This window comes from Amycolatopsis orientalis DSM 43388 (assembly GCF_000411975.1).
Classification (GTDB): Bacteria; Actinomycetota; Actinomycetes; order Mycobacteriales; family Pseudonocardiaceae; genus Amycolatopsis; species Amycolatopsis orientalis_D.
Window position 1 is genome coordinate 12,891 of record NZ_ASXG01000139.1, and the last position, 22,282, is coordinate 35,172.

Annotated in this window: 24 protein-coding genes; 11 read left to right on the forward strand and 13 right to left on the reverse strand. The window is 70.1% G+C overall.

The window, feature by feature from the left end; translation table 11 throughout:
• Window positions 1–33 precede the first annotated feature (33 nt).
• Window positions 34–669, reverse strand: a complete 636-nt coding sequence (locus L942_RS28645; RefSeq protein ID WP_037366449.1) for a TetR/AcrR family transcriptional regulator — start codon at window positions 667–669, stop codon at window positions 34–36.
• A gap of 67 nt (window positions 670–736) precedes the next feature.
• Here L942_RS28645 and L942_RS28650 point away from each other — a divergent pair, with 67 nt between their 5' ends.
• From L942_RS28650 to L942_RS28660, 3 genes are all read left to right on the forward strand, one after another.
• Window positions 737–1,003 (forward strand): hypothetical protein, encoded by a 267-nt coding sequence (locus tag L942_RS28650; RefSeq protein ID WP_037366455.1) that lies wholly within the window; start codon window positions 737–739, stop codon window positions 1,001–1,003.
• On the forward strand, window positions 1,000–1,143 hold the full coding sequence (locus L942_RS28655) for a hypothetical protein (RefSeq protein ID WP_200862952.1): 144 nt from the start codon (window positions 1,000–1,002) through the stop codon (window positions 1,141–1,143). The genes L942_RS28650 and L942_RS28655 overlap by 4 nt, the downstream gene beginning before the upstream one ends.
• Window positions 1,144–1,261: 118 nt before the next feature.
• Window positions 1,262–2,215, forward strand: coding sequence for an alpha/beta hydrolase (locus L942_RS28660; RefSeq protein ID WP_037366460.1), 954 nt, complete (start codon window positions 1,262–1,264; stop codon window positions 2,213–2,215).
• A gap of 88 nt (window positions 2,216–2,303) precedes the next feature.
• Here L942_RS28660 and L942_RS28665 read toward each other — a convergent pair whose 3' ends face one another.
• The 3 genes from L942_RS28665 to L942_RS28675 form a co-directional block, all read right to left on the reverse strand.
• Window positions 2,304–3,407, reverse strand: a complete 1,104-nt coding sequence (locus tag L942_RS28665; RefSeq protein ID WP_037366463.1) for a PucR family transcriptional regulator — start codon at window positions 3,405–3,407, stop codon at window positions 2,304–2,306.
• A 22-nt stretch (window positions 3,408–3,429) separates the two neighbouring features.
• A complete protein-coding gene (locus L942_RS28670) occupies window positions 3,430–3,897 on the reverse strand; it encodes an HNH endonuclease (protein ID WP_037366465.1) in 468 nt (155 codons plus the stop codon).
• 261 nt (window positions 3,898–4,158) lie between these two features.
• The gene (locus tag L942_RS28675; protein WP_037366466.1) at window positions 4,159–5,040 is read right to left on the reverse strand and encodes a LysR family transcriptional regulator; all 882 of its coding nucleotides are present in this window, start codon (window positions 5,038–5,040) and stop codon (window positions 4,159–4,161) included.
• Between the two features lie 69 nt (window positions 5,041–5,109).
• On the opposite strand from L942_RS28675, the gene L942_RS28680 reads away from it, so the two are divergent.
• Genes L942_RS28680 through L942_RS28690 form a run of 3 tightly spaced genes read left to right on the forward strand, consistent with a single transcriptional unit; the run spans window position 5,110 to window position 7,358 of the window.
• Complete coding sequence (locus tag L942_RS28680; RefSeq protein ID WP_051166322.1) at window positions 5,110–5,976, forward strand: EamA family transporter; 867 nt, start codon at window positions 5,110–5,112, stop codon at window positions 5,974–5,976.
• A 52-nt stretch (window positions 5,977–6,028) separates the two neighbouring features.
• Window positions 6,029–6,940, forward strand: coding sequence for a hypothetical protein (locus L942_RS28685; protein WP_200862953.1), 912 nt, complete (start codon window positions 6,029–6,031; stop codon window positions 6,938–6,940).
• A 52-nt stretch (window positions 6,941–6,992) separates the two neighbouring features.
• On the forward strand, window positions 6,993–7,358 hold the full coding sequence (locus tag L942_RS28690) for a hypothetical protein (protein WP_235079450.1): 366 nt from the start codon (window positions 6,993–6,995) through the stop codon (window positions 7,356–7,358).
• A 913-nt stretch (window positions 7,359–8,271) separates the two neighbouring features.
• On the opposite strand, the gene L942_RS28695 is transcribed toward L942_RS28690, so the two are convergent.
• Window positions 8,272–8,727: a hypothetical protein gene (locus L942_RS28695; protein ID WP_037366473.1), complete on the reverse strand. Its 456-nt coding sequence runs from the start codon at window positions 8,725–8,727 to the stop codon at window positions 8,272–8,274.
• An 84-nt stretch (window positions 8,728–8,811) separates the two neighbouring features.
• Here L942_RS28695 and L942_RS28700 point away from each other — a divergent pair, with 84 nt between their 5' ends.
• Window positions 8,812–9,549: a TetR family transcriptional regulator gene (locus L942_RS28700; RefSeq protein WP_037366475.1), complete on the forward strand. Its 738-nt coding sequence runs from the start codon at window positions 8,812–8,814 to the stop codon at window positions 9,547–9,549.
• A gap of 187 nt (window positions 9,550–9,736) precedes the next feature.
• Here the strand turns inward: L942_RS28700 and L942_RS28705 are convergent, their stop codons facing one another.
• Entirely contained in the window at window positions 9,737–10,630 is an 894-nt protein-coding gene (locus tag L942_RS28705; protein ID WP_037366477.1) for an NAD(P)H-binding protein, read from the reverse strand.
• A 79-nt stretch (window positions 10,631–10,709) separates the two neighbouring features.
• Here L942_RS28705 and L942_RS28710 point away from each other — a divergent pair, with 79 nt between their 5' ends.
• Complete coding sequence (locus L942_RS28710) at window positions 10,710–11,342, forward strand: TetR/AcrR family transcriptional regulator (RefSeq protein WP_037366479.1); 633 nt, start codon at window positions 10,710–10,712, stop codon at window positions 11,340–11,342.
• Between the two features lie 69 nt (window positions 11,343–11,411).
• Here the strand turns inward: L942_RS28710 and L942_RS28715 are convergent, their stop codons facing one another.
• From L942_RS28715 to L942_RS28730, 3 genes are all read right to left on the reverse strand, one after another.
• Entirely contained in the window at window positions 11,412–12,482 is a 1,071-nt protein-coding gene (locus L942_RS28715; RefSeq protein ID WP_326929364.1) for a glycoside hydrolase family 64 protein, read from the reverse strand.
• A 290-nt stretch (window positions 12,483–12,772) separates the two neighbouring features.
• Window positions 12,773–13,291 (reverse strand): lytic polysaccharide monooxygenase auxiliary activity family 9 protein, encoded by a 519-nt coding sequence (locus tag L942_RS28720; RefSeq protein ID WP_037366483.1) that lies wholly within the window; start codon window positions 13,289–13,291, stop codon window positions 12,773–12,775.
• 642 nt (window positions 13,292–13,933) lie between these two features.
• Window positions 13,934–14,503, reverse strand: a complete 570-nt coding sequence (locus L942_RS28730) for a CGNR zinc finger domain-containing protein (RefSeq protein ID WP_081655276.1) — start codon at window positions 14,501–14,503, stop codon at window positions 13,934–13,936.
• A gap of 232 nt (window positions 14,504–14,735) precedes the next feature.
• On the opposite strand from L942_RS28730, the gene L942_RS28735 reads away from it, so the two are divergent.
• A complete protein-coding gene (locus tag L942_RS28735; RefSeq protein ID WP_037366499.1) occupies window positions 14,736–15,161 on the forward strand; it encodes an Ohr family peroxiredoxin in 426 nt (141 codons plus the stop codon).
• A gap of 371 nt (window positions 15,162–15,532) precedes the next feature.
• Here the strand turns inward: L942_RS28735 and L942_RS28740 are convergent, their stop codons facing one another.
• Entirely contained in the window at window positions 15,533–16,465 is a 933-nt protein-coding gene (locus L942_RS28740; protein ID WP_037366502.1) for a LysR family transcriptional regulator, read from the reverse strand.
• Between the two features lie 84 nt (window positions 16,466–16,549).
• On the opposite strand from L942_RS28740, the gene L942_RS28745 reads away from it, so the two are divergent.
• A complete protein-coding gene (locus L942_RS28745) occupies window positions 16,550–17,767 on the forward strand; it encodes an MFS transporter (RefSeq protein WP_037366503.1) in 1,218 nt (405 codons plus the stop codon).
• Window positions 17,764–18,186, forward strand: coding sequence for a PPOX class F420-dependent oxidoreductase (locus L942_RS28750; RefSeq protein ID WP_081655277.1), 423 nt, complete (start codon window positions 17,764–17,766; stop codon window positions 18,184–18,186). Before L942_RS28745 ends, L942_RS28750 begins: the two co-directional genes overlap by 4 nt.
• A 3-nt stretch (window positions 18,187–18,189) precedes the next feature.
• On the opposite strand, the gene L942_RS28755 is transcribed toward L942_RS28750, so the two are convergent.
• The 3 genes from L942_RS28755 to hpnH all read right to left on the reverse strand — a co-directional run bounded on the left by L942_RS28755 (window position 18,190) and on the right by hpnH (window position 22,280).
• Entirely contained in the window at window positions 18,190–19,971 is a 1,782-nt protein-coding gene (locus L942_RS28755; protein WP_037366506.1) for a hypothetical protein, read from the reverse strand.
• A gap of 14 nt (window positions 19,972–19,985) precedes the next feature.
• Window positions 19,986–21,011, reverse strand: a complete 1,026-nt coding sequence (locus tag L942_RS28760; protein ID WP_200862954.1) for a tRNA ligase subunit PheS family protein — start codon at window positions 21,009–21,011, stop codon at window positions 19,986–19,988.
• Between the two features lie 267 nt (window positions 21,012–21,278).
• Window positions 21,279–22,280 (reverse strand): adenosyl-hopene transferase HpnH, encoded by a 1,002-nt coding sequence (gene hpnH / locus L942_RS28765; RefSeq protein ID WP_037366509.1) that lies wholly within the window; start codon window positions 22,278–22,280, stop codon window positions 21,279–21,281.
• Between the last annotated feature and the right edge of the window lie 2 nt (window positions 22,281–22,282).

The window sequence follows — 22,282 nt, forward strand, 5'->3', positions numbered from 1 at the left end:
CCAGTTCCGGCGGTTACCCGGTCGCCGCGCCGCTCACACCTGGGTGTCACCCAGGGGCCGGACCAGTTCGGCGAGATGCGCGCGAAGGACGGCGACGCATTCCCCCGGCGAGGTGAGTTCCGGCTGCAGCACCGCGCGGAACGCGATCCCGTCCAGGAGGGCGGCCAGCCGGGGCGCTTCGACGTCGGGGTCCTTCGGCTCGAACCGGCCGCTGCGGGCCTGGGCGTCGAGGATGCGCCGGGCCAGCGTCACCGTGCCCTGGACCGCTTCCCGGGCCAGGTCGTCCAGGCCCGGATCGGCGCGCGCGGCCATCAGGAATTCGACCAGCACGGTCACCTCGGTGCGCCGCCGCTCGTCCAGCGGCAGCAGCTCCGACAGGAACTCGGCGAGCTGGTCGACGGCCTCGTCCGGCGAAAGGTCCGACAGCGAACCGATCTTCTCCCGGCGCTCGACCAGTCGGGCGGTCGTCCGGTCGATGGTGGTGCGCATCGCGAACCGCATCAGCTCGTGCTGGCTGTCGAAGTAATGCCGCACCGACCCGATGTTCAGGCCTGCTTCCGCGGCCACCGCGCGCAGCGAGACCGCGTGCAGCCCGTCCTTCGCGGCCAGCCGCAGCACCGCGTCGGCGATGTGCGCGCGCCGCTCTTCTCCGTCCACCACTTTAGGCACTGGACTTTTATATCACAGACGTGATAGAAACGGTTTGTATCACAGGTGTGACAGAAAGGGGTGTGCCGTGGAGACGGTGCTGAACATCCTGCTGATCCGGTTCGGCGTGATCGCCGCGATCGTCGTGGTCGTCGGGCTGGCCGGGTTCGCGCTGATCGTTTCGCTGCGGCGGCGCGGCAAGGGCGAGCGAGTCCGGGAAGGCGCGGCGGTGCTGGCGAAATCCGCGGCCCGGGCGATGGAGCGGCGCGGGGCGCGGGGAGTGCGCGGCGAGGTCGTGCGCCAGGCCGCCCGGTGGCTGGACGAGGACCCGGACCGGAAGCGGTCCGGCCGGTGAACGCCGTGCTGCTCGCGGACGGGGACGAAATGCTGCGGCACCTCGTGCACGATCTGTTCGTGAAAGGACTGATCGTGCTGGGGGCGGTGCTGGTGGCGGTCGCCGGGATCGTGGTCATCTGGAAGAAGGTGGGGCGCTGAGGTTCCGGCGCGCGCCATCCGGCGGGCGAGCCCCGCGCGGCACGCGACACGTGGCGGTGCCCGCCGGGTGCGGGATTTCGGCACGATGGAGTCCTCACCTGGAAGACGGAGGCCGTCGATGAGTTATCCGTTCGATCCCGAAATCGCCGCCGCGCTCCCGATGCTGCCCGAGGTCGACTTCGTCGACGTGGCCGCCGCGCGGGCGGGCATGGCCGAGCTGATCGCCTCGATGCAAGGGGAGGTCGACGAAACCGGCGTCACCACGCGCGACGAGGCGGTGCCCGGTCCCGAAGGCGCGCCGGACGTCCCGATCCGCATTTACACTCCCGACCGCGTCGCGACGAAGGCGCTGGTGTTCGACATCCACGGCGGCGGTTTCGCGCTCGGCGACTTGGAAGTCGACCACGCGGGCAACGTCGAAATGGCGAAGGAACTCGGCGTCGTGATCGTGTCGGTCGAGTACCGGCTCGCGCCGGAGCACCCGTACCCGGCCGGGCTGGAGGACTGCTACGCGGCGCTCGAATGGTCGGTCAAGCACGCGGACGAACTGGGCATCGACCCGGAAAAGGTGGTCGTCTACGGCGTGAGCGCGGGCGGCGGGCTGGCCGCGGCGCTGGCCCTGCTGGCCCGCGACCGGGGCGGCCCGGCCATCGCGTTCCAGTTCCTCGCCGTGCCGGAACTGGACGACCGCCTGGAGACCGGCAGCATGCGCCGGTTCGCGGACACGCCGCTGTGGCACCTGCGCGCCGCCGAGGCGAGCTGGGACTACTACCTGGGCGGCCCCGGCAAACGCGGCGGCGCGGACGTCCCGGTCTACGCCGCGCCGGCTCGGGCGAACGATCTCTCGGGACTGCCGCCGGCGTACGTGTCGGTGATGGAGTTCGATCCGCTGCGCGACGAGGGAATCGCTTACGCGCAGGGCCTTTTGGCGGCGGGAGTGCCTACGGAACTGCACTTGTTCCCGGGGACTTTCCACGGCTCCGGGGTGATCCGGCACGCGACGGTGAGCCGCCGGGAAGCCGCGGAACGACGGGCAGTGCTGGCCCGGGTGCTGGGGGTCGAGGCCGGCTGAGGCCGTGCTTGGCTGGGGTGCGGCCGGAATCGCCTGCGCGGGGGTGATTCCGGCGTGCCCGGCCTGGTTTTCGCGACCCGTGTTCCCCTCAAGCAGATTCCGCCAATCTCCGCGCCACCAATGCCAGCCGCGCCCGGAAACGTCCCGCCGGGTCGTCCAGCGACCATCCCAGCGCGTCCTCCACGTGCGCCAGCCGGGCCGCCACCGAACTGTGGTGCCGGTGCAGCGCGACGGCTGCCTGCCGCAGGGAACCCGTGCGGCAGAAGGCTTCCAGCGTCTCCAGATCGCCGCTTTCGGCGAGCGCGTTCAACGCCAGCACGTCCGGCTGCGCGCGCAATCGCTCCACCGGGATCTCCGCCAGCAACGTCACCGCGCCGAGGTCCTCGTGCACGATCAACGGCCGCGACGTCGCCGCGAATCGCTGGGCCAGCCGGGCCTGCAGCCACGAGCGCCGGGCTTCGAGGCCGTCGACCGCGTCGCCGACGCCTACCCGCACGGCATCGGGAAGCGTGCGGTCCTTTGCCCGCAACGCCAACGTCTCGCTGAGTGCCGGAACCACCGAATCCGGGCCCTCGCGCGGCTGCAGCACGACTGCGGCCACCCCGCCGACCACGGCCACTCGCGCGCCGAGCGGCCTGCCGCGGGCGACGAGCGCGACCGCGTCCGCTCCGGCGTCCCGGCCGGGGCCCGAAGCCACCGCTACCACTCGCAGCGGGCGCGCGGTGTCCAGGCCGAGCAGCGTCAGCGCCCGCGTCCGGTCCTCGTCCGCCGCCTGCTCGCCGAGCACCAACTCGACCAGCGCCGGATCGGCCAGATGCGGCGCGGCGGGCTGCGGTTCGACCGGATTGAGCATCTTCGCCGCGATCGCGAGCCGTTCGAGTACCAGGTCGTCGAGCGGGCCCGGCTCGCCCCCGCGCTCCAGCCAAACCCGCCCGGCTCCGTCGAGGTCGACGACGACCGCGTCGGGCGGTGCCGGGCCGTCGCCGCCGGGTTCGCCGGTCGGCCGGTACCGGAGCACGGTTCCGTCGACACAGCGAATCCCGGCTACGCATTCCGCAAGGAACGCCGTGGCGCGCAGCAGATCCGGCAGCGTCGCGCGACGGGCGATCAGCTCGTCGAAATACGCGATGACCCGCACCGCCGTTTCCGCGCCGGAATCGACCGCCGACAACCGGAGCAGCAAGCCCTTCACGGAGTCCAGCCTAGCGCGAGTCTCAAGTGGACAGTCCGGTCAGCGGATGCAGCTCCTCCCAGCGCGGCACGCGCGGCGGGAAGCGCAGCGTGAGCCCGGCTTCCGCGGGCGTGCGGTCGGCCTTGCGCGCGTTGCAGCTGCGCGCCGATCCACCGCAGGCGGCGACGGTGTTGAGCCAGCTCGTGCGCGCGCCGCCGCGCGAAACCGGGGTGATGTGGTCGACCGTGGTGGCCCGGCGCCCGCAGTAGGCGCACGTGTGCCGGTCGCGCCGCAGCACGCCGGCACGCGACCAGCGCGGCGGCCCGGAATAGCGCCACTTCATCACGACGTAGCGCAGCAGCCGCACCACCTTCGGCCGCGGGAAGACGCCGAGGTCCGGCCCGTCGCTTTCGTGGACGACCGCGACCTGGCGGACCAGCATCCGGATGGCATGGGGGAGCGAGACGGTGTGCAGGGGCTCGTAGCCGGCGTTGAGAACCAGGACTCCCATGGCGACGGGCACCTCCTTTCGGCAGTCGTGATGGGCCGTGAACGCAAAAGCCGCCCGGCCGGCGTTCCGGCGGGCGGCTCCTCGCTCACGGCGTGGCAGGCCACGTCATGGCGCGGAGCCGGGAACGCCCGACAGGTGCATGCATTCGTTGCGACGCGGCATTCCGTGGATCCTTTCGTGGCTGGACGGCTTCATCATCGCCGCCCCGCGCCGCCGCGTCAACGGAAAATGATCGCGCCCGGTTTCAAGATCCACAGTGGACTAACGCCGGCGCGCGGCGGAGGTTTTCGGCAGCGTGCGGTACAGCTCGCCCAGCAAGGCCACGGCGGCGTGCGTGGCCGGGTGCGGATCGTGGGCGCGCCAGGCGAACTGGACCGGCACCGGCGGGGCGTCGCGGACCCGGCGGTACACGATGCCGTCGCGGCGGTACTGCGTCACCGTCGAATGCGGGGTGACGCCGACGCAGCGGCCCGTGGTGATGGCAGCGAGCCAGTCGTCGACGTCGTGCGTGACTTCGATCCGCGGCCGCGCTTCCGGCGGCCACAGCTCGGCAGAAGTGGTGCCAGTGCGCGGATCGACCACTAGCAGCCTCGACGCGAGATCGGCGAGCGTGACGGTGCGGCGGCTGGCGAGCGGGTCGTCGACGGCCATGGCGCAGTAGCGGTCCTCGTGGCCGACCGTCGCGTGCGCGAACTTGGCCGACGGCACCTGATGCCGGACCACCGCGAGGTCGGCCAGTCCTTCCGCCAGCCCGGCGGTCGCGGTGTTGGCGCGCACGAGGAGCAATTCGACGTCCGGGTACCGCGCGGCCCAGCGACGCTGGAATTCCGCGGTGTGCTTGCCCATCGCCGACCACGCGTGGCCGATCCGCAGCCGGGTGTGGCCAGTGGTCGCTTCGCGGACGAGGTCGTCGGCCTCGGCGAGCAGGTGCCGGGCGCGGGCGAGCACCTGCACGCCTGCTGTCGTGGGCTCGAGGCTCCGGCTGGTGCGATGCAGCAGCTGCACGCCGAGAACCCGTTCCAGCGACGCCAGATTCCGGGACACGGCCGCCTGCGAGACGCCGAGTTCGAGCGCGGCGTCGGTGAACGTGCCGGCGTCCACGATCGTCACGAGGCAACGCAGCTGACGCAGCTCCAGATCCATGCGTCCAGCGTATCGCTGATGCGGTCAATGCATTTTGCGCATGAATCGCCCCGACGCATGCTCGACCGCATGGCGACTACGGAACTGGCTCCGCGTACGCGGGACGACGCCCGGGCGACCGGTGCCGCGATGCTGCTCGGAAGCGCGCTTTCCAACCAGGTCGGCGCGGCGACCGCGGCGCTCGCCTTCCCGGTGCTCGGCCCGCCGGGCGTGGTGGCGGTCCGCCAGTGGGTGGCGGCGGCGGTGCTGCTGGCGGTCGGACGGCCGCGCTTGCGGACGTTCACCGCGCGGCAGTGGCGGCCGGTGCTCGGCCTGGCCGCCGTGTTCGCGACGATGAACCTCTCGCTCTACACCGCGATCGACCGGATCGGCCTGGGACTGGCCGTGACGCTGGAATTCCTCGGCCCGCTGACGATCGCGCTGGCCGGCTCGCGCCGCCGGACGGACTTGGCGTGCGCCGTGGCCGCCGCGGTCGCGGTCGGTGCGCTGACGCGGCCGCAGCCGAGCACCGACTACCTCGGGATCGGTCTCGCACTGCTCGCCGCGTCCTGCTGGGCTTGCTACATCCTGCTGAACCGGACGGTCGGCCGTCGCCTGCCCGGGGCTGCCGGTTCGGCCGCCGCGGCCGGGGTGTCCGGCCTGCTGTACGTGCCGATCGGGTTGTTCGCGATGCTGCAGCACCCGCCGACTGCCGGCGCGCTCGGGGCGGCGCTCACTGCCGGGCTGCTGTCGTCGGCGCTGCCGTTTCTCGTGGACCTGGTCGCGTTGCGGCGGGTGCCGGCGCAGTTCTTCGGGGCGTTCATGAGCGTCAACCCGGTGATGGCCGCGCTGGTCGGGCTCGTGGTGCTGGACCAGCGGCTGGACGCGGTCGCGTGGGCGGCGATCGGGGTGATCGTGGCGGCGAACACGGTCGCGGTGCTGCGGCGGCCCGCGTAATTGTCGGTGGGGCGGGATAACGTAGGCGTCGTTGGCAAGGAGGTGGGGCACGGTGCGGATCGCGGATCAGGAGTGGCCGTCGACAGTCGTGCCCGCCGACGCGCGCGAACGCGCCCAGGCGACGGGCGTGCTGGTGCGCCGCATGGGCTGGGTGTCCGAGCGGCTGACCCGGGAGGAACGCGACGACGTCGAGCGGCAGCTGGAGTTCTGGTATTCCCGCGGATACTGCCCGGACGCGCTGCTGATCGCGATGAGCGCGCTGCCGGACGGGACCCGGCAGCGGCCGCGCCGGTCCGGCGAGAAGCCGGGGGACTTCCTGCGCTCGCGGATGAAGGCCTGGTTCGCCGACGAGTCCGCCGCGGACCTGAACGAGGTGCGCGAACCGCCGCGGCGCGGGCAGACGTTCGAGGCTTGGCTGGCGAACCGGCGCAAGCAGGTCGTGGACGAGGGCACGTATCAACGGCGCTCGCGGTTGACCGACGTGGGCGAGCGCGCCCGAGCCGAGGCCCGGTCGATCGCGGCGTCCCGGCGGAAGGATCCTCTCGCGCGCGTGCGCGAGAGCGAACGTCGGCGTGCCGCGGCGCTGGAGAGTCTGCGGGTGGTCGGCGAGGAGGTCCAGGCGCAACCGCGCCCGGCCGAGACGCGGGCGACGCCGCGGATGGTCGCGTCGTTCGCCGGACGGCAGGCGCTGGCCGCGCACTCGCCGCAGGTGCTCCGGATCGTCGAGCGGTTGCGAGCGGAGAAGCGGGGTCCGTCGGCGGCGGAATTGGCGGTGCTGCGGAACGCGGTTCGCGACGCGCACCACAACGCTGGCCTGGGCACGTTGGAGGCGGCGAGCGCGGAGGTCAACGACGTGGACTCGCTGACTCCGGACGGGCAGCGGATCAAGGATTTCCTCGCGCGCGCCGCGGACGACCGGCTGCCGCTCGACGCGACTGTGCGGTTGCTTCACTCGATGCGGTGAGCTGAGCGTGTCGGGTCACCCGCGGCGGGGAGGGTGCTTCCAGACTCGCCCGGTGACGAACACGGCGATGGACGATGCCGGACGCTGCCTGCTTTCGGTGGCGTGGAATATCCGGACCGGCGGCCCGCGGGCGGATCCCCGGGCGGACGAGGTGCGGGAACGGCTGCGGAAGGTGTGCCGCGAGCTGGGGCACGCGGCTTGCCGGTTCGCGGCGGGGGAGCCGGGCGGGGATCCGGTGCCGTTGTTGCGGTTGGCGGATCGGGCTTACGAGGTCGACACGTTGCTGTTGCTGGTGGGGACGTCGTTGATTCCGGACGCGGGACGGGATGCGCGGTGGTGGGGCGAGATCGAGCGGTTGATGGGGGAGGTTGACGGGATGGTGGGGGCGGCTTCGGCGGCGCTGTGTGTGGCTGTTTGAGGGGTCTGTGTTCGGCTCGTCGCCCTGGCGGGCGACATTGCTTTTGAGGGGTGGCGTGGGGCACCCCGAAGTTTGATTGTGCTGACGGTCTTGGGGTGCTTGTCAAGGCGGGAAAGCGTGCCTTGACAAGCACCCCAAGACCGCAGGGAGGCTTCGTATCGGGGTGCGGGGGTGGGGCTGGGTGCCTCGAGGGGTGGGTGCAGTGGCTGCGGTTATGGGGTGGGTGCGCGGCTCGGGTGGTTTGGTGCGGGGGAGGGGCTGGGTGCCTCGATCGTTGGGTGCAGCGGCTGCGGTTGGTTGGGCGGGCGTGGGGCTTGGGGGTCTGGCGCGTCGGGTTTCCCGGTGCCGGGTGCGCGATCTGGTGTGGTGTTGGGCGCGTGGCGTGCACTAGTGGCGGGTGGCTGGGCGGTAGTCGCTGAGGTCCTGCGGCTTCGAACCGCGCTCGGCGATGAGGAACCGATCCTGTTCGGTCCCGGCGCACCGCACTCGGAACGGACTTTGCATGCCTGCGCCTCAGGTCGCTTTGGGTGCGCCGGATGTGGCGTTGGCCGCGTCGCGCTGGGTCTGGTCGTGGGGGGAACCCTCACGGACTCTGCCTGCCATGAAGCGGAAGCCCGGAATCGGTGGCGCGCAAAAATGAGAGCCGAGACACGGCGATCGTGAAACGGCCTGGCTCGGGCAAAACCAAGGCTCAGGCGCGCGGGGTTGGGGTTAGGGGCGCGACCGCGCTCCGGCAAGTACTGCGCTCCCGCTGGGCGGCCAGCGGCGTCCTAGGTCGGGTATGGCGGAAGCGATGCCCCCGGCGGTTGGGTTAGGGGCGCAGCCGCACCCGCGAGTACTGCCTCCACGCTGGGCAGCCAGTGGTGTCAGTGTCTGGCGAGGCAGAACCGAAGCCCAGGCGTGCGGAGGCGGGTCAGGGACGCAGCCGCACCCCGGCCAGGACTGCGCTCACGCTCGGCAGCCAGCGGTGCCTCGGGTCTGGCGCGGTCAGCCATTCCGGGCCCAGGCCGGGGGCTTGCTGGCCGGTCGGCAGCGGGAGGAGGGCGCCGCTGTCCAGGACTGTTACGTCGGGCGGCAGGGTGCCGCGCAGGAGGAGTTCGCCGTCGGTTTCGGCGAGGATTGCCAGGCGCGGGCCGTGCTGGGTCGGGAGGATCAGGGACGGGCCTTCGCAGCCCAGGGCGGCCAGGTGGTGGCGCACCGGGCCCGACGTGAGTTTCGGCAGGGTCACCGCGCACAGCCCGTTTTCCAAGGCCAGGAACAGGCGCGGCCCCTGCCGCCGGACGGACCAGCCGAACACCCCGCCGTAATACGCGTCCGCCGGGTCGGGGCCGGTGTGCTGGTCGGGCCGCAGTTGCTGGTCGAGAGTCATCGTCGACGCCTTCCGCTCGCATGGGGTCCCTCCATGCTAACGGCACTCAGTGCCACTAGCAAGCCGGGCTGCTACCGTTCGGGGATGACCGAGACGCCGCGCACCCGGGTCGGGGCCACGCCGGCCGGGCGGCGGCAGTTGCGTCGTGCGCTCGCCACCGCTGCCGTGGACCTCTTCGCCGCCAACGGGTACGAGGCGACGACCATCGACGACATCGCCGCGGCGGCGGGCGTCGGGCGGCGGACGTTTTTCCGGTACTTCGACAGCAAGGACGACGTCCTCTTCGCCAACCACGACGAGATCGTCGCCGAGATGGAGCAGGTCTTCGAGACCGCCGACCCGGCACGCGACCCGATCGAGGTGGCGACCGCGGCGGTGTCGCTCGTGCTGGAGTCCTACGCCGCGGAGCTGGACGTCTCGCTCAAGCGGTTCACCCTCACGCGCACGGTGCCCTCGTTGCGGGACAAGGAAGTCGCGACGGTCGACCGCTACCAGCGCGTCCTCGCCCGCTATCTCCAAGACCGGTTCGCCGCGGCCGGCGACGAGTCGGCGACTCTCCGCGCCGCGGTGGCCGCGGCCGCGATCGCGGCGGCCAACAACCACGTCCTGCGGCGCTGGCTGCGCAGCGGCGGCCGGGACGACATCGAGGCCGCCGCGACGGAGGCGTTCACCCTGGTCGCGGACGCGTTCCGGACGTCCGGCGGGAAGCCTTCGGCCGAGCCGGAGCCGGGCACGGTGGTGGCGGTGCTCAGCACGGCGACGCCGTTGCACGAGGTGGTGACCCGGATCGGCGCCGCGCTGCGCGAGGCCGAAGCCCGGTGACGCTGCTAGCCGGTTGGCAAGTGAAGTGCACTGAGTGCCATTGAATCTCCGGCCCGAGCGCGGAGCGGGGACCGGATCCTGGGATTGGATGCCGCGCGCGGGTGTCGGCGACCGAGTGCCGCGAACGGACGCCCGGCTGTCCGCGAGCAGGGGAGCACCGAGAGACTTCGGCGCTCCCGGGGCCGGGTCAAGCCTGGTTCAGCGCGGGCTTGAGGACTTCCTCGCACCACTGCCGGAACGTCGTCGGCGTCTCCGCGGCATGCTGCGGAGTGCGGGCCACGCCCTCGTCCAGATGGTTCAGCTTCGCGGTCGCCATGTCCATCATGGACTGTGCCATCGCTTCGGAATGCCCGGCCGCGCGGACCTGCGCGCCGAGCGCGGACACCGGGATTTGCTGGTATTTGACCGAAATCCCGAGCACCTCGCTCATGATCTCCGCTTCCTGGTTCGGCGAAAGGTCCTCCGGGCCGAGCACCGGGACGTCGTCCCGGCCGGTCCACAAAGGATCGAGCAGCAGCCGGGAAGCGACCGCGGCGATGTCTCGCGTGCAGACGAGCGGGACGGCGTAGTCGGGCGGCAGGACGTCGTAGAACGCGCCCTGTTCTTTGATCGTCGCGGCTTGGCGCAGCCGATTGTCCATGAAGGTCGGATTCGCCAGCGCGCGGAAGGCGACCCCGGTGCCGGCGATGAGATCGTCCATCGCGAGCGTGGCGGTGACGTGCCCGGCCCGTTCCGCGGAGGCGGTGCCGCGGCCGAGCGCGCTGACCGACACCACTCGGCGCACGCCGTGGGTGCGGATCGCTTCGACGGCGGGACGGGCGAAGCCGGAGTAGGCCTCGTCGGCGCTCGCCGCTCGCCGGTCGGGCGGGACGAGCCAGAACACGGTGTCCGCGCCGGCGAAAGCGCGGTCGAGGACTTCGGGATCGCGGTGCGAACCAACGTGGACTTCGACGCGTTCGCGCAGGTCAACGGGCAGTTTCGCGGGATCGCGCACGATCGCGCGGACAGGGCGGGAACCGTCGGCGACCTCGGCGAGGACGCGGCTGCCGATGTTCCCGGTGGGGGCGGTGACGACGATCATGCGGGCGCTCCAGGAGACTGTCTCGGAGGTGGAGGAAGAAGTAAACTCCACCGTACCGTTTACTTTTGGCGGAGGCAAGATGGCGCGTGAAGGCGGGTCCCAGCTGCGGGGCGGACAGTTGCGCAAGCACATCCTGCTTGCGGCGAAGAACGTGTTCCTCGAAACCGGGTTCGAGCGCGCGTCGATGGACGCCGTCGCGGCCAGCGCGGGGACCTCCAAGCGGTCGCTGTACGCGCACTTCGAGAGCAAGGACAAGCTCTTCCTCGCGGTGCTCGACCTGGTCCGCGAGCTGTACCTCGGCAAGCTGCGGACCCCGGACGTCTACGCGGACGACCCGGTCGAGGCGGTCACGCTGTTCTGCGGGCGGTTCCAGCAGTTGCTGACCTGGGAGCCGCAGGCGCAGACGTGCCGGCTGTGCATTTCGGCTGCCGAGCGGTTGCCGGACAGCGCGAAGGCCTACTACGATGCGATGTTCGCGGTGATGTACACGCGGCTCGCGGAGTATCTGGCCGCACAGTACGAAATGGACCGTCGGAAGGCGGCGGCGCTCGCCGAGGATCTCGTCGGGCGAACTGTACTGCCGCGGGTGTTTCGGGTGTTGTTGAAGGTCGAGCCGGCGATCGAGGAAACGCCGGGCACCGCGGCAGTGGAAAACGTTGAGCTGGAACCGATTCGGCTGGTCGTTTCGGCGGCGTTGGGGTCGCGGGAGTGAAGATCGCCGAGGCGGGATTGCCCGCACGACAGTGCCGCGGGCCGAAAAGGACCGCGGCACTTCTTTGGCTCAGCGCAAGGCGTTCACCGTGATGGTGAGCGTATCCGGGTCGCCTGCTTGGACCGCGCCGCTGAAATCGGGGCCGGGGGAGACGTCGTCGTACGGGAAGGCGTAACCGCGGTTGTCCGGCAGTTTGCTGTGCACGATCCGTGCGTAGTGGTTGGTTTCCGGGTTCTGGTAGAACTTCGCCGGGTCTTCCCCGGTCGGCTGTTTCGGATTGTCGCGCAGAGTGGTGCGGTTGAGGGCCGCCGCTAGCCGGGGGATGATCGCTTTGCGTGCGTCGCTGTCGCCCGGCTTGATGGCGAACGGTCCGCTGTCGCAACTCCAGACGTCCGGCGTGGCGGGTTTGTCGAAGCGCTCGCCGTTGTCGAAGGCGAGTACACCGTCCGCGCCGACCTTGCCGGTGAACGCGCCGAGGCCGGGTACCTGGGTGTCGACGGTGAGCGTTTCACTGGCGTATTTCTGCCACACCTCGTCGATGTAGCCGTCGAGGTATCCGCCGAATTGGTCGGCGCGGTAGTGCGCGGACAGGGCGCGCAACGGTTTTCCGTCGCTGCCGGTTTCGATGAGCGTGCCCCATTTGCCGCCCTGGGCGTTGAGCGCGTCACAGATCGGGTCGAGCGAGCGGGCGGGCAGGCCGGGCACGGTCTGGTCGCCGGAGCCGGTCGTGGTGAGGTGCAGGCCGAGCGGAATCGCGACGAAGTCGACGTAGCTGATGTTGGCGAACAGCACGTCGTTGTTGAAGGTGAATTCGCAGAACGACCAGTTCCGCTGGTAATTCGGGTCGTCGGCGGCGAGGAAACTCGGGTGCACGAGCGCCGGTCCCTGGTTGACGAAAAAGTCCAGTTTGCTGTCGAGTGCGACATAGATCCGGGCCGCGTACATTTTCGGCACGGTGACCTGGGAAAGCGAGCGGAGCGGAATCGCGCAGTCCTCGCCGAGGGGGGTGTGGTCGCTGCCCGGCGACGGCGGATAGTACGGCGTGCCGTCGGCTTTCAGCACGACAAGCCGGTTGTCCAGTGTCGTGCCGGTGATGTACGCGTAGGTCTGCCCGGCGCCGGACTGATCGTCGAAGGCCACCTTCGCGGTGTCGGGAGTGGCCGCGGATGCGAACGCGGAGTTCCAGAGTGGAAATGTCGCGGCTGCCGCGGATGCGCCGAGGAATGCCCGCCGGGAAATCAAGGAAAACCGCCTCCTGGAGTCGTGTCCTTTTCCGGTGACCGGCACGCTAGTCACGGCCGGGAAAGCGGGTCAACGAGTACGGGGTAAATTGGCCGGTTTTGTCATTCCCGGCGAATTCCCTCGGACGCGCACCGAGGCACGGGCCGCCGCCACGGCCCGTGCCTCGGTGTCTGATGCGGACCTTCGGGTCAGCTCGCCTGCAGGTCGATGCAGGCGTAGAAGGCATTCGCGGTGTCCGCGATGTTCCAGACGGCGAGCACCGTCTGCCTTCCGGTGTGCCCCTTGAGGTTCACGTTGTGGGTGACCGTCTCCGGGGGCTGCTGGCCGCCGCCGTCCACGGTGGCGATCTTGTCGTTGCCGATCCAGTATTCGTAGTTGGACGTGCGGTGCCGGGCGGTGAACTTCCAGGTGAAGGCCACCGAGGAGCCGACCGGCGTCGCCTTCCAGCCCTTGTTGTTGTCGTCCAGTTCCGCGAACTGGGCGTTGCCGCCGCTGCAGCTGTGCAGCCCCTTCGGTCCTTCGACGCTCTGCGGTTCCCACTTGATCTGGCCGCAGGAAACGACTCCCTGCGCGCACTGGGCCTGCCGGCTCGCCGGCGCGTTGACGTACCCGTGCGCGCTGGCGATGCCTGCCGGGCTGATCAGCACGAGCACCGGGGCGATCGCCGTGCCGACGGCGGCGGCGACGAGTTTCCGGTTCGCTTTCATGGACAGCTCCTTCGGGGAATGCTCGTTTCCTCGTGCGGGTACGACAAAACGACGCACCGGCTTTCCGGGAGCCGGCTCGCACCAGGGGGAGCGAAGGGGTGGGCTCCTTGGTCTAGACCATACGCCCGAACTTCGGGAAAGGTCAACAGCTGGCAAAGAAAGGCGGGGGAGAGGTTATCCGTCAACGTTGTCAGCCAAGACCGCTGTCTCTTGCGGTGCTCGCGCAGACGGTTTCCCGATTGCGCCGGACGGGTGGCGAAGCGCGGATTGCGGCCACCCAGTGTGATTTCGTCCGTTCCGGACTGTCCATAGTGGATAGTCGAAAGCTGCGCGGGCGCAAGGAAAGCGCGCGGGCGAGGTGGTCTGGTGCAGCAATTCTGCCCGGTCTTCGAAATCCCCGACTTACGGAGGGTTGAACGGATTCCGCCGGGAATGATCAACTGGTTGGTTGGACGTTCGGATGGGGCGGTATTTGCGGCTGCGGCTTTTTCGCGCAGCTGGCGGTGGCTGGTGTTCCGGGGAGGCGAGCCGGAATGCACTGGCTTCGGCGAACGCGGCCGTCTCGGAGTCTCGGCGCGCGGTGCGGTTCGACGTGCTTGCGCCGAGGGGGGGTCCGAACCGGCGGCTCGGCCGGCCGGATGTTCAGGACTGCCGGGAGGGGGTCAGCGGGGGATTGCCTCGCCGGCGCGCCCGGTAAGCGGCCGCCTTCATCTTGTTTCCGCAGGTGGCCATCGCGCACCATTCGCGCCGCGACCCGCGCGAGTGGTCGAGGTACACCTGCGTGCATTCGGGCCGTCCGCATTCCTTCAGCAGGTCCGCGTCCGGTCCGCCGAGGATCGTCACCGCGGCCCGGGCCACCGTCGACAACGCCTGCGCCGCGGTCGCCCGGACCTGCCGTCCGGTGCGGGTCAGCTGCGGGACCGCGTCCGGTTGTGCCGCCGCCTCGTTGACCAGCGTCAATGCCTCCGAGTCGTACTCGCGGCCGACCAGCCGGGCGGCGACCAGCGAGTAGATCGCTTCGCGGACCGCGATCGCCCCGGCCAGGTCCGCGGCGGTGCTCGCCGGGTCGGTGTCGGTGACGCCCGACTCGCGGAACCAGGCGTCCAGGCTGCGCGGCGACCCGAGCATCTCGGCCGGTTCGTCGTTGCGGCGGGCGCGCAGCGTGCCGACGAAGTCCAGCGCCGGGTTCCCGCAGGGGAAGGCGTGTTCCATGCGCACCAGTCTGACAGGTGACGAATCGTGCAGCAAGCAGGGGTTAACCAGCGCGCGGGTCGATGAGTTGCGGGCCACATAAATAAGTAACCGTCTTGACCGGTGATGAGTAGGCGTGCAAAGGTTCTGCTCGTCGCCGAGCTCGACAAGCGGCCTGGTCACCTCGGTGTTCCGCGAAGTTCTCGGCCTACCGGCCTCAGCGGATTCCGGGAATTCTTGGGAAAGGAAAGTCATGTCTGAAACCACTTACACCGCCGTTGTCACGACCACTGGCGAAGGCCGGAACGGGGGACGCGCGGTTTCGTCCGATGGCGCGCTCGACCTGAAATTCGCCATCCCGAAGGAACTGGGCGGCAACGGCGGCGCGACGAACCCGGAGCAGCTGCTCGCGGCCGGCTGGTCGTCGTGTTTGATGGGGGCGGTGCGGATCGCCGCGGCGCAGCGGAAGGTGAAGCTCGCGGACCTGGCGGTCGTCGCGGAGGTGACGCTGCATCACGAAGAGGCGAACTTCTGGCTCAGCGCCGCGTTGCACCTGGAGCTGGCCGGCGTCGACCAGGAGACCGCCGACGCGCTGGCCGCGGCCGCGCACCAGACCTGCCCGTATTCGAAGGCGCTGGGCGGGAGCGTCGAGGTCACGGTGGACGCGACGGCGGCCTGAGCGAATCGGTCGCCGGGGGTGCTGATGGCACCCTCGGCTTGGCGAGGCCGGAGCGATGGCCCGATTCGGCGGCGGGCGAGCTCGCGGACGGTGCCGCTCGGGTTGATTGGCCGGGTGGTTCGGTTGGTCTGCGGCCTTGCGGCGGATGGCGGCGTGGCGGCCTTGGGCTGGCGGCGAGTTCGCGCGGCATTTGGGGCGGTTGAGGGGTGCGGGCGGGGCCGCCCGGGTTGATTGGCCGGGTGGTTCGGTTGGCCTGTGCGCGGTGGCGGGTTGGTGGCGAGCAAGGGCGGGTGGCCCTTGAGCTGACTGTCCGGGTGGTTCGGTTGGCTCGCGGCGGGTCGGCGGGCGACGGCGGCCCGCCAGCCAACGGATCAGGTCCGCACTGGCGGTGCCTGCCCGGCCAATTCCCGAGCCACCTCGATCGCCACCTCGATGGTTCGCGCCGCGAGCGGGGACTCGGCGTCGCGGCCGGGCGGCCAGTGCAGGTAGATCGAGCGCACCGGCGTCGGGGCGAGGTCGTGCACCTGCAGGTCCGGCCAGCCCTCCGGGCCGTGGATCGCCCCGCAGTCGCGGCAGACGACCTGGTGGATCGCCAGCCAGGGCAGGACGGCGAGTCCCATGCCGGCGCGCACCATCGACAAAATCGTCTCGGTGCCCGCGGAGCGGAACACGATGCGCGGGCGGGCGCCAGCGTCGGCGAGGGTGTGCTCGAGTCTGGGCTGGTCGCAGGTCGACGGCCAGGCCACCATCGGGGCGCCGTCCAGCTCCTGCGCGGGCACTGGGCCGGACGGCAGGGCGGCGGGGAGTGCGACGACCAGGTAAGGGTCGTCCAGCAACCGCACGTGGACGGTGTCTTCGCTGGTCAGGCCGTCGTGGAAGAGCAGGTCCAGTTCGCCCAGCCGGGGATCGTCGGGTTCCGACAGGCGGATTTCGCAGCGCGGGTGCTCCTCCCGGAGCAGGCGCAGCACGGTCGGCAGGATCGCGTGCGACACGCTTTGCAGGGTGCCGACGTCGATGCGGCCTTCCCCGGCCTTGAACCGGTCGACGGCCTGGGCCAGGGCTTCGGCTTTCGCCAGCACCTCCCGGCCGTGGTCGAGCACCACGCTGCCCAGGGGAGTGATCCGCACCGGACGCGGGCCGCCCGGCCGGTCGAAGACCGCGCCGCCGAGGGAGCGTTCCAGCGCCGCGATGTGCTGGCTCACGCTCGACTGCGTGTAGCCCAGCCGGGTCGCCGCGCGGGAGAACGTGCCCTCCTCGGCGATCGCGAGCATCGTCGTCAGTTGCCGCAGGTCCAGGTCGGCCATCAAGCCAGTATATTACCCATCACGATGGATTTCATCGTAAACAATCGCTTTTCTTAATCTCTGGCCGCTTCTAGCGTCGTTGCCATGACAGTCGCAACGATCACCGCCGGGAGAACTTCCGCTCGCAGGCTGCCCTCGCTGGCCTGGGCGCTGGGCGCGTGCCACCTCGTCGCGAGGGGCGGTGCGTTCGTGCAGCCGATGCTGGTGCTGTACCTGACGCAGGAGCAGCGAATGACCCCCGCGGCGGCCGGAGCGGTGGTGGCGGCGGTCGGCATCGGCGACTTCGCGTCGCAGCTGCTCGGCGGCTGGCTCGGGGACCGGATCGGGCGGCGGAAGACGATGCTTCTCGGGTTTCTCGGGACGGCGATCGCCTTGGCCGCCTTGGGATCCGCCGAAACGACGCCGGTCATCTGGGGTGCCGCGGTGGGGTACGGCCTCGCTGCCGGGCTCTTCCGTCCGGCGGGCTCCGCCTCGGTGGCGGACCTTCCGCCGGAGCAGCGGGTGCGGGCATACAGCCTGCTTTACTGGGCAGCGAACCTCGGATATGCCGTTGCCGCAACGGTTTCCGGGGTGTTGGCCAGTCGCGGCTACGGCCTGCTGTTCTGGTTGAACGCGGTCGCGATGCTGGCGGCGGCGTTGATCGTGGTGGCTATGGTGCCGGAGACCCGTTCCGCCGCGAGCGAGCGGAGACGCGCGCTGCTGCCGGTGTTGCGCGCGGACCGTCTGATGCTCACCATGACGCTGATTCACGTCGGCTGCTTTACCTTGCTCATGCAGGCGTTCGCCACCTTGCCGTTGTTGATGACTGCGCACCACTTCAGTTCCGCCACCTACGGCGCCGTGCTCGCGTTGAATGGGTTCGCCATCGTTGTCCTTCAACCGCTGGCGGTCGCGGTGCTGGCGAATCGCGACCGGGGGACGGTGCTCGCCGTCTCGATGTCGCTGGTGGGTTCGGGCGGCGGTCTGGCCGCCCTGACGCCGAGCATTGCCGGCTATGCCATCGCGGTCGTCGTTCTCAGCCTCGGCCAGATCGGGCTGGCGGTTCAATTCGGGGCGACGTTCGCCGCCCTCGCGCCGCCCGACCTGCGCAGCGGTTACCTGGGCGTCGCGTCGAGTGCGTGGAGTCTCGGCGCGGTCCTCGGCCCGATGGCGGGCACGGTGTTGCTGCAGCAAGGCGGCCGGACGTGGCTGGGTGCCACTGCGTTCGCCGCCGGGTTCCTGCTTTTCCTGGCACAGCAAGCAGTCGCCGGACGCCTCCGTGTCCGGAGTGGACAGACAATCGAGAAGGGAACAAATCGATGACCACCATGACCGACCGCGAATGGCGCGCCTTCCTCTCCGAGGGCACGAGGCTTGCCCACCTGGCTGTCACTCGCGCCGACGGACGGCCGCACGTCACCCCGATCTGTTTCGTTCTCGACGGGGACGAACTCGTCTTCGCCTTGTCCCCGGGGAGTGTCAAAGGCAAAAGCCTCGCGCGGGACGGACGGGTCGCGGTCTGCATCAGCGACGAGCGGCAACCCTACAGCTTCGTGACCGTCGAAGGCCCGGCGCGGCTTTCGGCCGAGCCGGACCAGATCCGGCGGGTGGCGGCGGGCATCGCCGAGCGGTATTACCCGGACCAGCCCGCCGCGGACTTGGCCGAATCGTTCGTCCACGGTGGATTCACCGCGGTACGGATCGGCATCGCGCACGTCATCGCCCAATCCGGCCTCGGCTGAGTCTCACCGCAACCGCGCCCCCGCCCGCTCGAGTGCAGCCAGCACTTCCGAGCGGGCGGCGGCGATTTCGCTTGCGGTCAGCGTCGCGGTCCGCGGCCGGAGCGTGACTCGCAAGGTGAGCGACCGGTGGCCCGCCGGGAGCTTCGCGTCCCGATACTCGCCGACATAGGCCACCTGCTGCACCAAGGCGTGGGCCTGCGTCGCGGTGTCGGCGACCAGGGACCACGGCACCGCGTCGGCGGCGAGGACGGACAGGTCGAAGTCCGACTCCGGCAGGTCGCCGACCGGGACGTAGCGGTTCTCCCGGGAAGGGTGCGTGCGCAGTGCGTCGAGGTCCAGTTCGACGCACGCGACCGCGCCCCGGTCGATGCCCGCCGCGCGGAGCACCGACGGCCGGACCAGGGCCATCGCGCCCGCCGGGCGGATCGCCAGCCGTGCGGACGGGTCTGCCCAGGTCAGGTCGGGGGTGCCGGACAGGTCCACCGCGGCGAGATGGCAATGCCGGCGGATGAGCTCGACCAACCCCTTGGCCCGGCGGAACAGTTCGACTCCGTCGGGCCCGGCCAGCAGGATTCCGGCGGAGGTCCGTTCGGCGGCGGCGAAGACGGTGCCGACTTCGAAGATGCTGAACTCGTCGTAGTAGCGCAGGTTGGCGGCCGCGGCTTCGAGCAGATTCGGGAGCAGCGACGGACGCAACCGGGCGCGGTCCGGTGCTGGCGGATGGTCAAGCCTGACCGGGGCATCGAGCCCGCACGCGGTGAGCAGGTGGTCAGCGGACCACGGGTAGGTCAGCACTTCCGTTGCCCCGCCGCGCGCGGCCAGCGCCTCCCGGATCTGCCGGCTCAAGGGGAGCCGTGGGCGCGGGACCAGCTCGACCACGGGGCGGGGCGCGGGGAGTGCGTCGAAGCCGTGGATCCGAGCGAGTTCCTCGACGATGTCCACCGGCAGCGAGAGATCGCCGGTGGAACGCCACGACGGAGCGACGACGTGCAGCAGTTCGCCGGTGATTTCGACGGTGCAGCCGAGGGCGCGGAGGATCCGCAGGATCTCGCTCCCGGGGAGCCGGATTCCGAGCCGGCGTTCGATCTCCGCGAGGCTTACTTCGATTTCGGCGCGTTGAGTGGCGGCGAGGACGATGTCTTCCTCGCCGGGTGCGGTCGCGGACGGATCGATTTCGCTGAGGAGGTGGAGGAACAGGTCGGCGGCTTGGTCGGCACGTTGCGTGTCCAGGCCTTTCTCCTGGCGTACTGAAGCTTCGGTCCGGGCGCGGCGGCGGGCTCGGCTCGGGACCATGGTCGGGATCTCCAGGACGAGTGCGTCGCCGGAAACGCGGACCTCGCTCGGCTGACCGACCGCGAACATCACGTACGCGCTCAGGTCGGCGCACAGGTTCCGGCTGGGCTGGCCGACGCGCCGGAGCCGGTCGCGAAGCAACGCCGGGGTCGGCACGGAACTGTCCACTGTGCACTGCAAGGCCAGGATTCGCCGGTGCCAGGCGGGATCGGCCTGGACGAGGCCGCGGACGGCCGGCGGCCGGGCGGCGCGAGGGAGCGCGGCGAGCGGAAGTCCATAGAGGACGGACAGTTCGCGTGCGATTCCGTAGTGTCCCCACAGGTCGGGGCGATGGGTCAGCGATTTGTTGTCGATCTCGAAGACGACGTCGCCGTCGACGAGGTCGTAGCCCTCGACTTCGACGGTCTTCAAGGTCAAATCGTGCGCGAGCTGGTCTGGCGAATGGCCGGGCAGCGGAACGTAATCGGCGAGCCAGTCCCGGGAAATCTTCACGGCAGCGGTGCCTTTCAGGCGAATTGGGTGAGGAAGCGCAGGTCGGCGCTGTGCATCAGCCGGACGTCGTCGATGCCGTAGCGCATCATCGCCAGCCGGTCCAGGCCGACGTTCAGGTAGCAGCCGGACCAGCGCGCCGGGTCGAGCCCGGCGGCGCGCAGCACGTGCGGGTGCGGGCTGCCGCCGGGCATCACCTCGAGCCAGCCGGTCCGTCCGCAGGTGCGGCAGCCGCGCGCCGAGCACACCCGGCAGGCCATGTCGATTTCGAAACCTGGCTCCACGAACGGGAAGTACCCGGCGCGCATCCGGGTCCGCACCGGTTCGCCGAACACCGTGCCGAGAATGACGTCGACGAGGAACCGGGCGGTCGCGAGCGGAACTTCCTCGTCCACCACCAGCACCTCGTACTGGAAGAACGCGCGCTCGTGCCGGGCGTCGGTGCTTTCGTTGCGGTAAACGCGACCGGGGTAAGCGATCCGGACCGGCGGTTCGTGCGTGCTCAGGTGGCGGACGCTCGCCCCGGTCAGGTGCGGCCGCAGACACCGGCCGTCGGTCAGCCAGTAGGTGTCCATGCTTTCGCGCGCCGGGTGGTCGGCGGGGAAGTTCAGCCGGTCGAATTCGACTGCCGCGGAGCTGATTTCCGGGCCCTCGACGAGCGCGAAATTGAGCGCGCGGAAGGCGTCGTCGAGGTCGTCTTTGAGCTGAGTGACCGGATGCAGTCCGGCGGTCGGCGGCAGGAGGCCGGGAACGGTGGGATCGAGCGGGTGGTCCAGCGCGGTTTCGGCATCCGCTTTCGCGGCGAACGCGGCGGCAAGACGTTGGTGTGCTTCGGAAAGCGCGAGGCCGAGCTGTTTTCGGGCGGCGGGGTCGCAGCGGCCGAGTTCGCGGCGGACGGCGGCGAGCGGGCTGGACTTGCCGAGCGCCGAACGGCGCGCGGCGGCGACGGCGGCCGGGGTGCCGGCTCGGGCGAGATCGGCGAGCGCGGCCTCGGTCAGCGCGGCGATCCGGTGCAGCAGCCAGGCTGGGTCAACGGGGTCCACGGGGGTTCCTCAGTTCGGGTCGTGAAGTTCTGGACTTCACCCCCGGGCAGTGAGGGGAGACGCGGCCGTCAGCGGGCGGAACCCGGCGCGCACGCGCAGCCCCCGGGAACTGCCCGGGGGCGGAGAAATCGCTGCGCACGCATGCGGCAATCATGGCACGTCCGCCGCGCGAGGCGCAAACCCCTTGCGCGGCGGCTTTGCGGAAGGGACGCGAGGGGAACCCAGAAGGAAGCAGAATCCGTGCAGGTTCCCCTCACGTCCGGAAGGTCAGTGGCCGACGGCCGCCCGGACGGACTCCTTGAGCGAGCCGAGGGTGGCGATCACCGCGGTCGGTTCGTAGCCGCAGTGCGCCATGCAGTTCGAGCAGCGCGGGTCCTTGCCGCGGCCGAAGTTCTCCCATTCGGTGGTTTCGATGAGTTCCTGGTAGGTCTTCGCGTAACCGTCGTCGAGCAGGTAGCACGGACGCTGCCAGCCGAGCAGCGAATACGACGGGATGCCCCACGGCGTGCATTCCAGGTCGCGTTTTCCCTCGAGGAAATCGAGGAACACCGGGGAATGGTTGAGCCGCCAGCGCTTCCGGTTGCCGCCGCCGAAGGCCTTGGCGAACAGTTCGCGGGTCTGCTGCACGCCGAGCCAGTGGTCCTGGTCCGGCGCCTTCTCGTAGGCGTATCCCGGCGAGATCTGCATGTTGTCGACGCCGAGGTCGTTGAGGTAGTCGAGCACGTCGATGACGTCTTGCGGAGTGTCCCCGGTGAAGAACGTCGTGTTCGTCATGACGCGGAAGCCCTTTTCCTTGGCGAGCTTGATCGCGGCGACCGCCGCCTGGAAACCGCCTTCCTTGCGCACCGACGCGTCGTGCCGTTCTTCGAGACCGTCGATGTGCACCATCCACGCGAAATTGCGGTGCGGCTTGAACTTGTGGATGTGCCTGGGCAGCAGCAGCGCGTTGGTGCAGAGGAAAATGATCTTGTTGCGGGCGAGCAGCTGCCGGGTGATCTCGTCGATCTGCGGGTGCATCAGCGGTTCGCCGCCCGCGATCGAGACCATCGGCGCGCCGCTCTCCTCGATCGCCCCGACCGCCTGCTCCACCGGCATCCGCTGTTTCAGCAGGGTGTGCGGCTGCGCGATCTTGCCGCACCCGCCGCATTTGAGATTGCACGCGAACAGCGGTTCCAGCTCGACCAGGAGCGGGAATTTCTCCTTGCGCAGCAGCTTCTGCTTCATCAGGTAACCGCCCAGCCGAAGAGACTGGCGCAACGGCATGGCCATCG

What these genes read in the sequence shown, in the direction of transcription:
- L942_RS28660 (WP_037366460.1), top strand. Translation starts at nt 1,262, where the DNA reads ATGAGTTATCCGTTCGATCCCGAAATCGCCGCCGCGCTCCCGATGCTG.
- L942_RS28670 (WP_037366465.1), bottom strand. Translation starts at nt 3,897, where the DNA reads ATGGGAGTCCTGGTTCTCAACGCCGGCTACGAGCCCCTGCACACCGTC.
- L942_RS28675 (WP_037366466.1), bottom strand. Translation starts at nt 5,040, where the DNA reads ATGGATCTGGAGCTGCGTCAGCTGCGTTGCCTCGTGACGATCGTGGAC.
- L942_RS28680 (WP_051166322.1), top strand. Translation starts at nt 5,110, where the DNA reads ATGGCGACTACGGAACTGGCTCCGCGTACGCGGGACGACGCCCGGGCG.
- L942_RS28695 (WP_037366473.1), bottom strand. Translation starts at nt 8,727, where the DNA reads ATGACTCTCGACCAGCAACTGCGGCCCGACCAGCACACCGGCCCCGAC.
- L942_RS28700 (WP_037366475.1), top strand. Translation starts at nt 8,812, where the DNA reads ATGACCGAGACGCCGCGCACCCGGGTCGGGGCCACGCCGGCCGGGCGG.
- L942_RS28705 (WP_037366477.1), bottom strand. Translation starts at nt 10,630, where the DNA reads ATGATCGTCGTCACCGCCCCCACCGGGAACATCGGCAGCCGCGTCCTC.
- L942_RS28710 (WP_037366479.1), top strand. Translation starts at nt 10,710, where the DNA reads ATGGCGCGTGAAGGCGGGTCCCAGCTGCGGGGCGGACAGTTGCGCAAG.
- L942_RS28720 (WP_037366483.1), bottom strand. Translation starts at nt 13,291, where the DNA reads ATGAAAGCGAACCGGAAACTCGTCGCCGCCGCCGTCGGCACGGCGATC.
- L942_RS28730 (WP_081655276.1), bottom strand. Translation starts at nt 14,503, where the DNA reads ATGGAACACGCCTTCCCCTGCGGGAACCCGGCGCTGGACTTCGTCGGC.
- L942_RS28735 (WP_037366499.1), top strand. Translation starts at nt 14,736, where the DNA reads ATGTCTGAAACCACTTACACCGCCGTTGTCACGACCACTGGCGAAGGC.
- L942_RS28740 (WP_037366502.1), bottom strand. Translation starts at nt 16,465, where the DNA reads ATGGCCGACCTGGACCTGCGGCAACTGACGACGATGCTCGCGATCGCC.
- L942_RS28745 (WP_037366503.1), top strand. Translation starts at nt 16,550, where the DNA reads ATGACAGTCGCAACGATCACCGCCGGGAGAACTTCCGCTCGCAGGCTG.
- L942_RS28750 (WP_081655277.1), top strand. Translation starts at nt 17,764, where the DNA reads ATGACCACCATGACCGACCGCGAATGGCGCGCCTTCCTCTCCGAGGGC.
- hpnH (WP_037366509.1), bottom strand. Translation starts at nt 22,280, where the DNA reads ATGGCCATGCCGTTGCGCCAGTCTCTTCGGCTGGGCGGTTACCTGATG.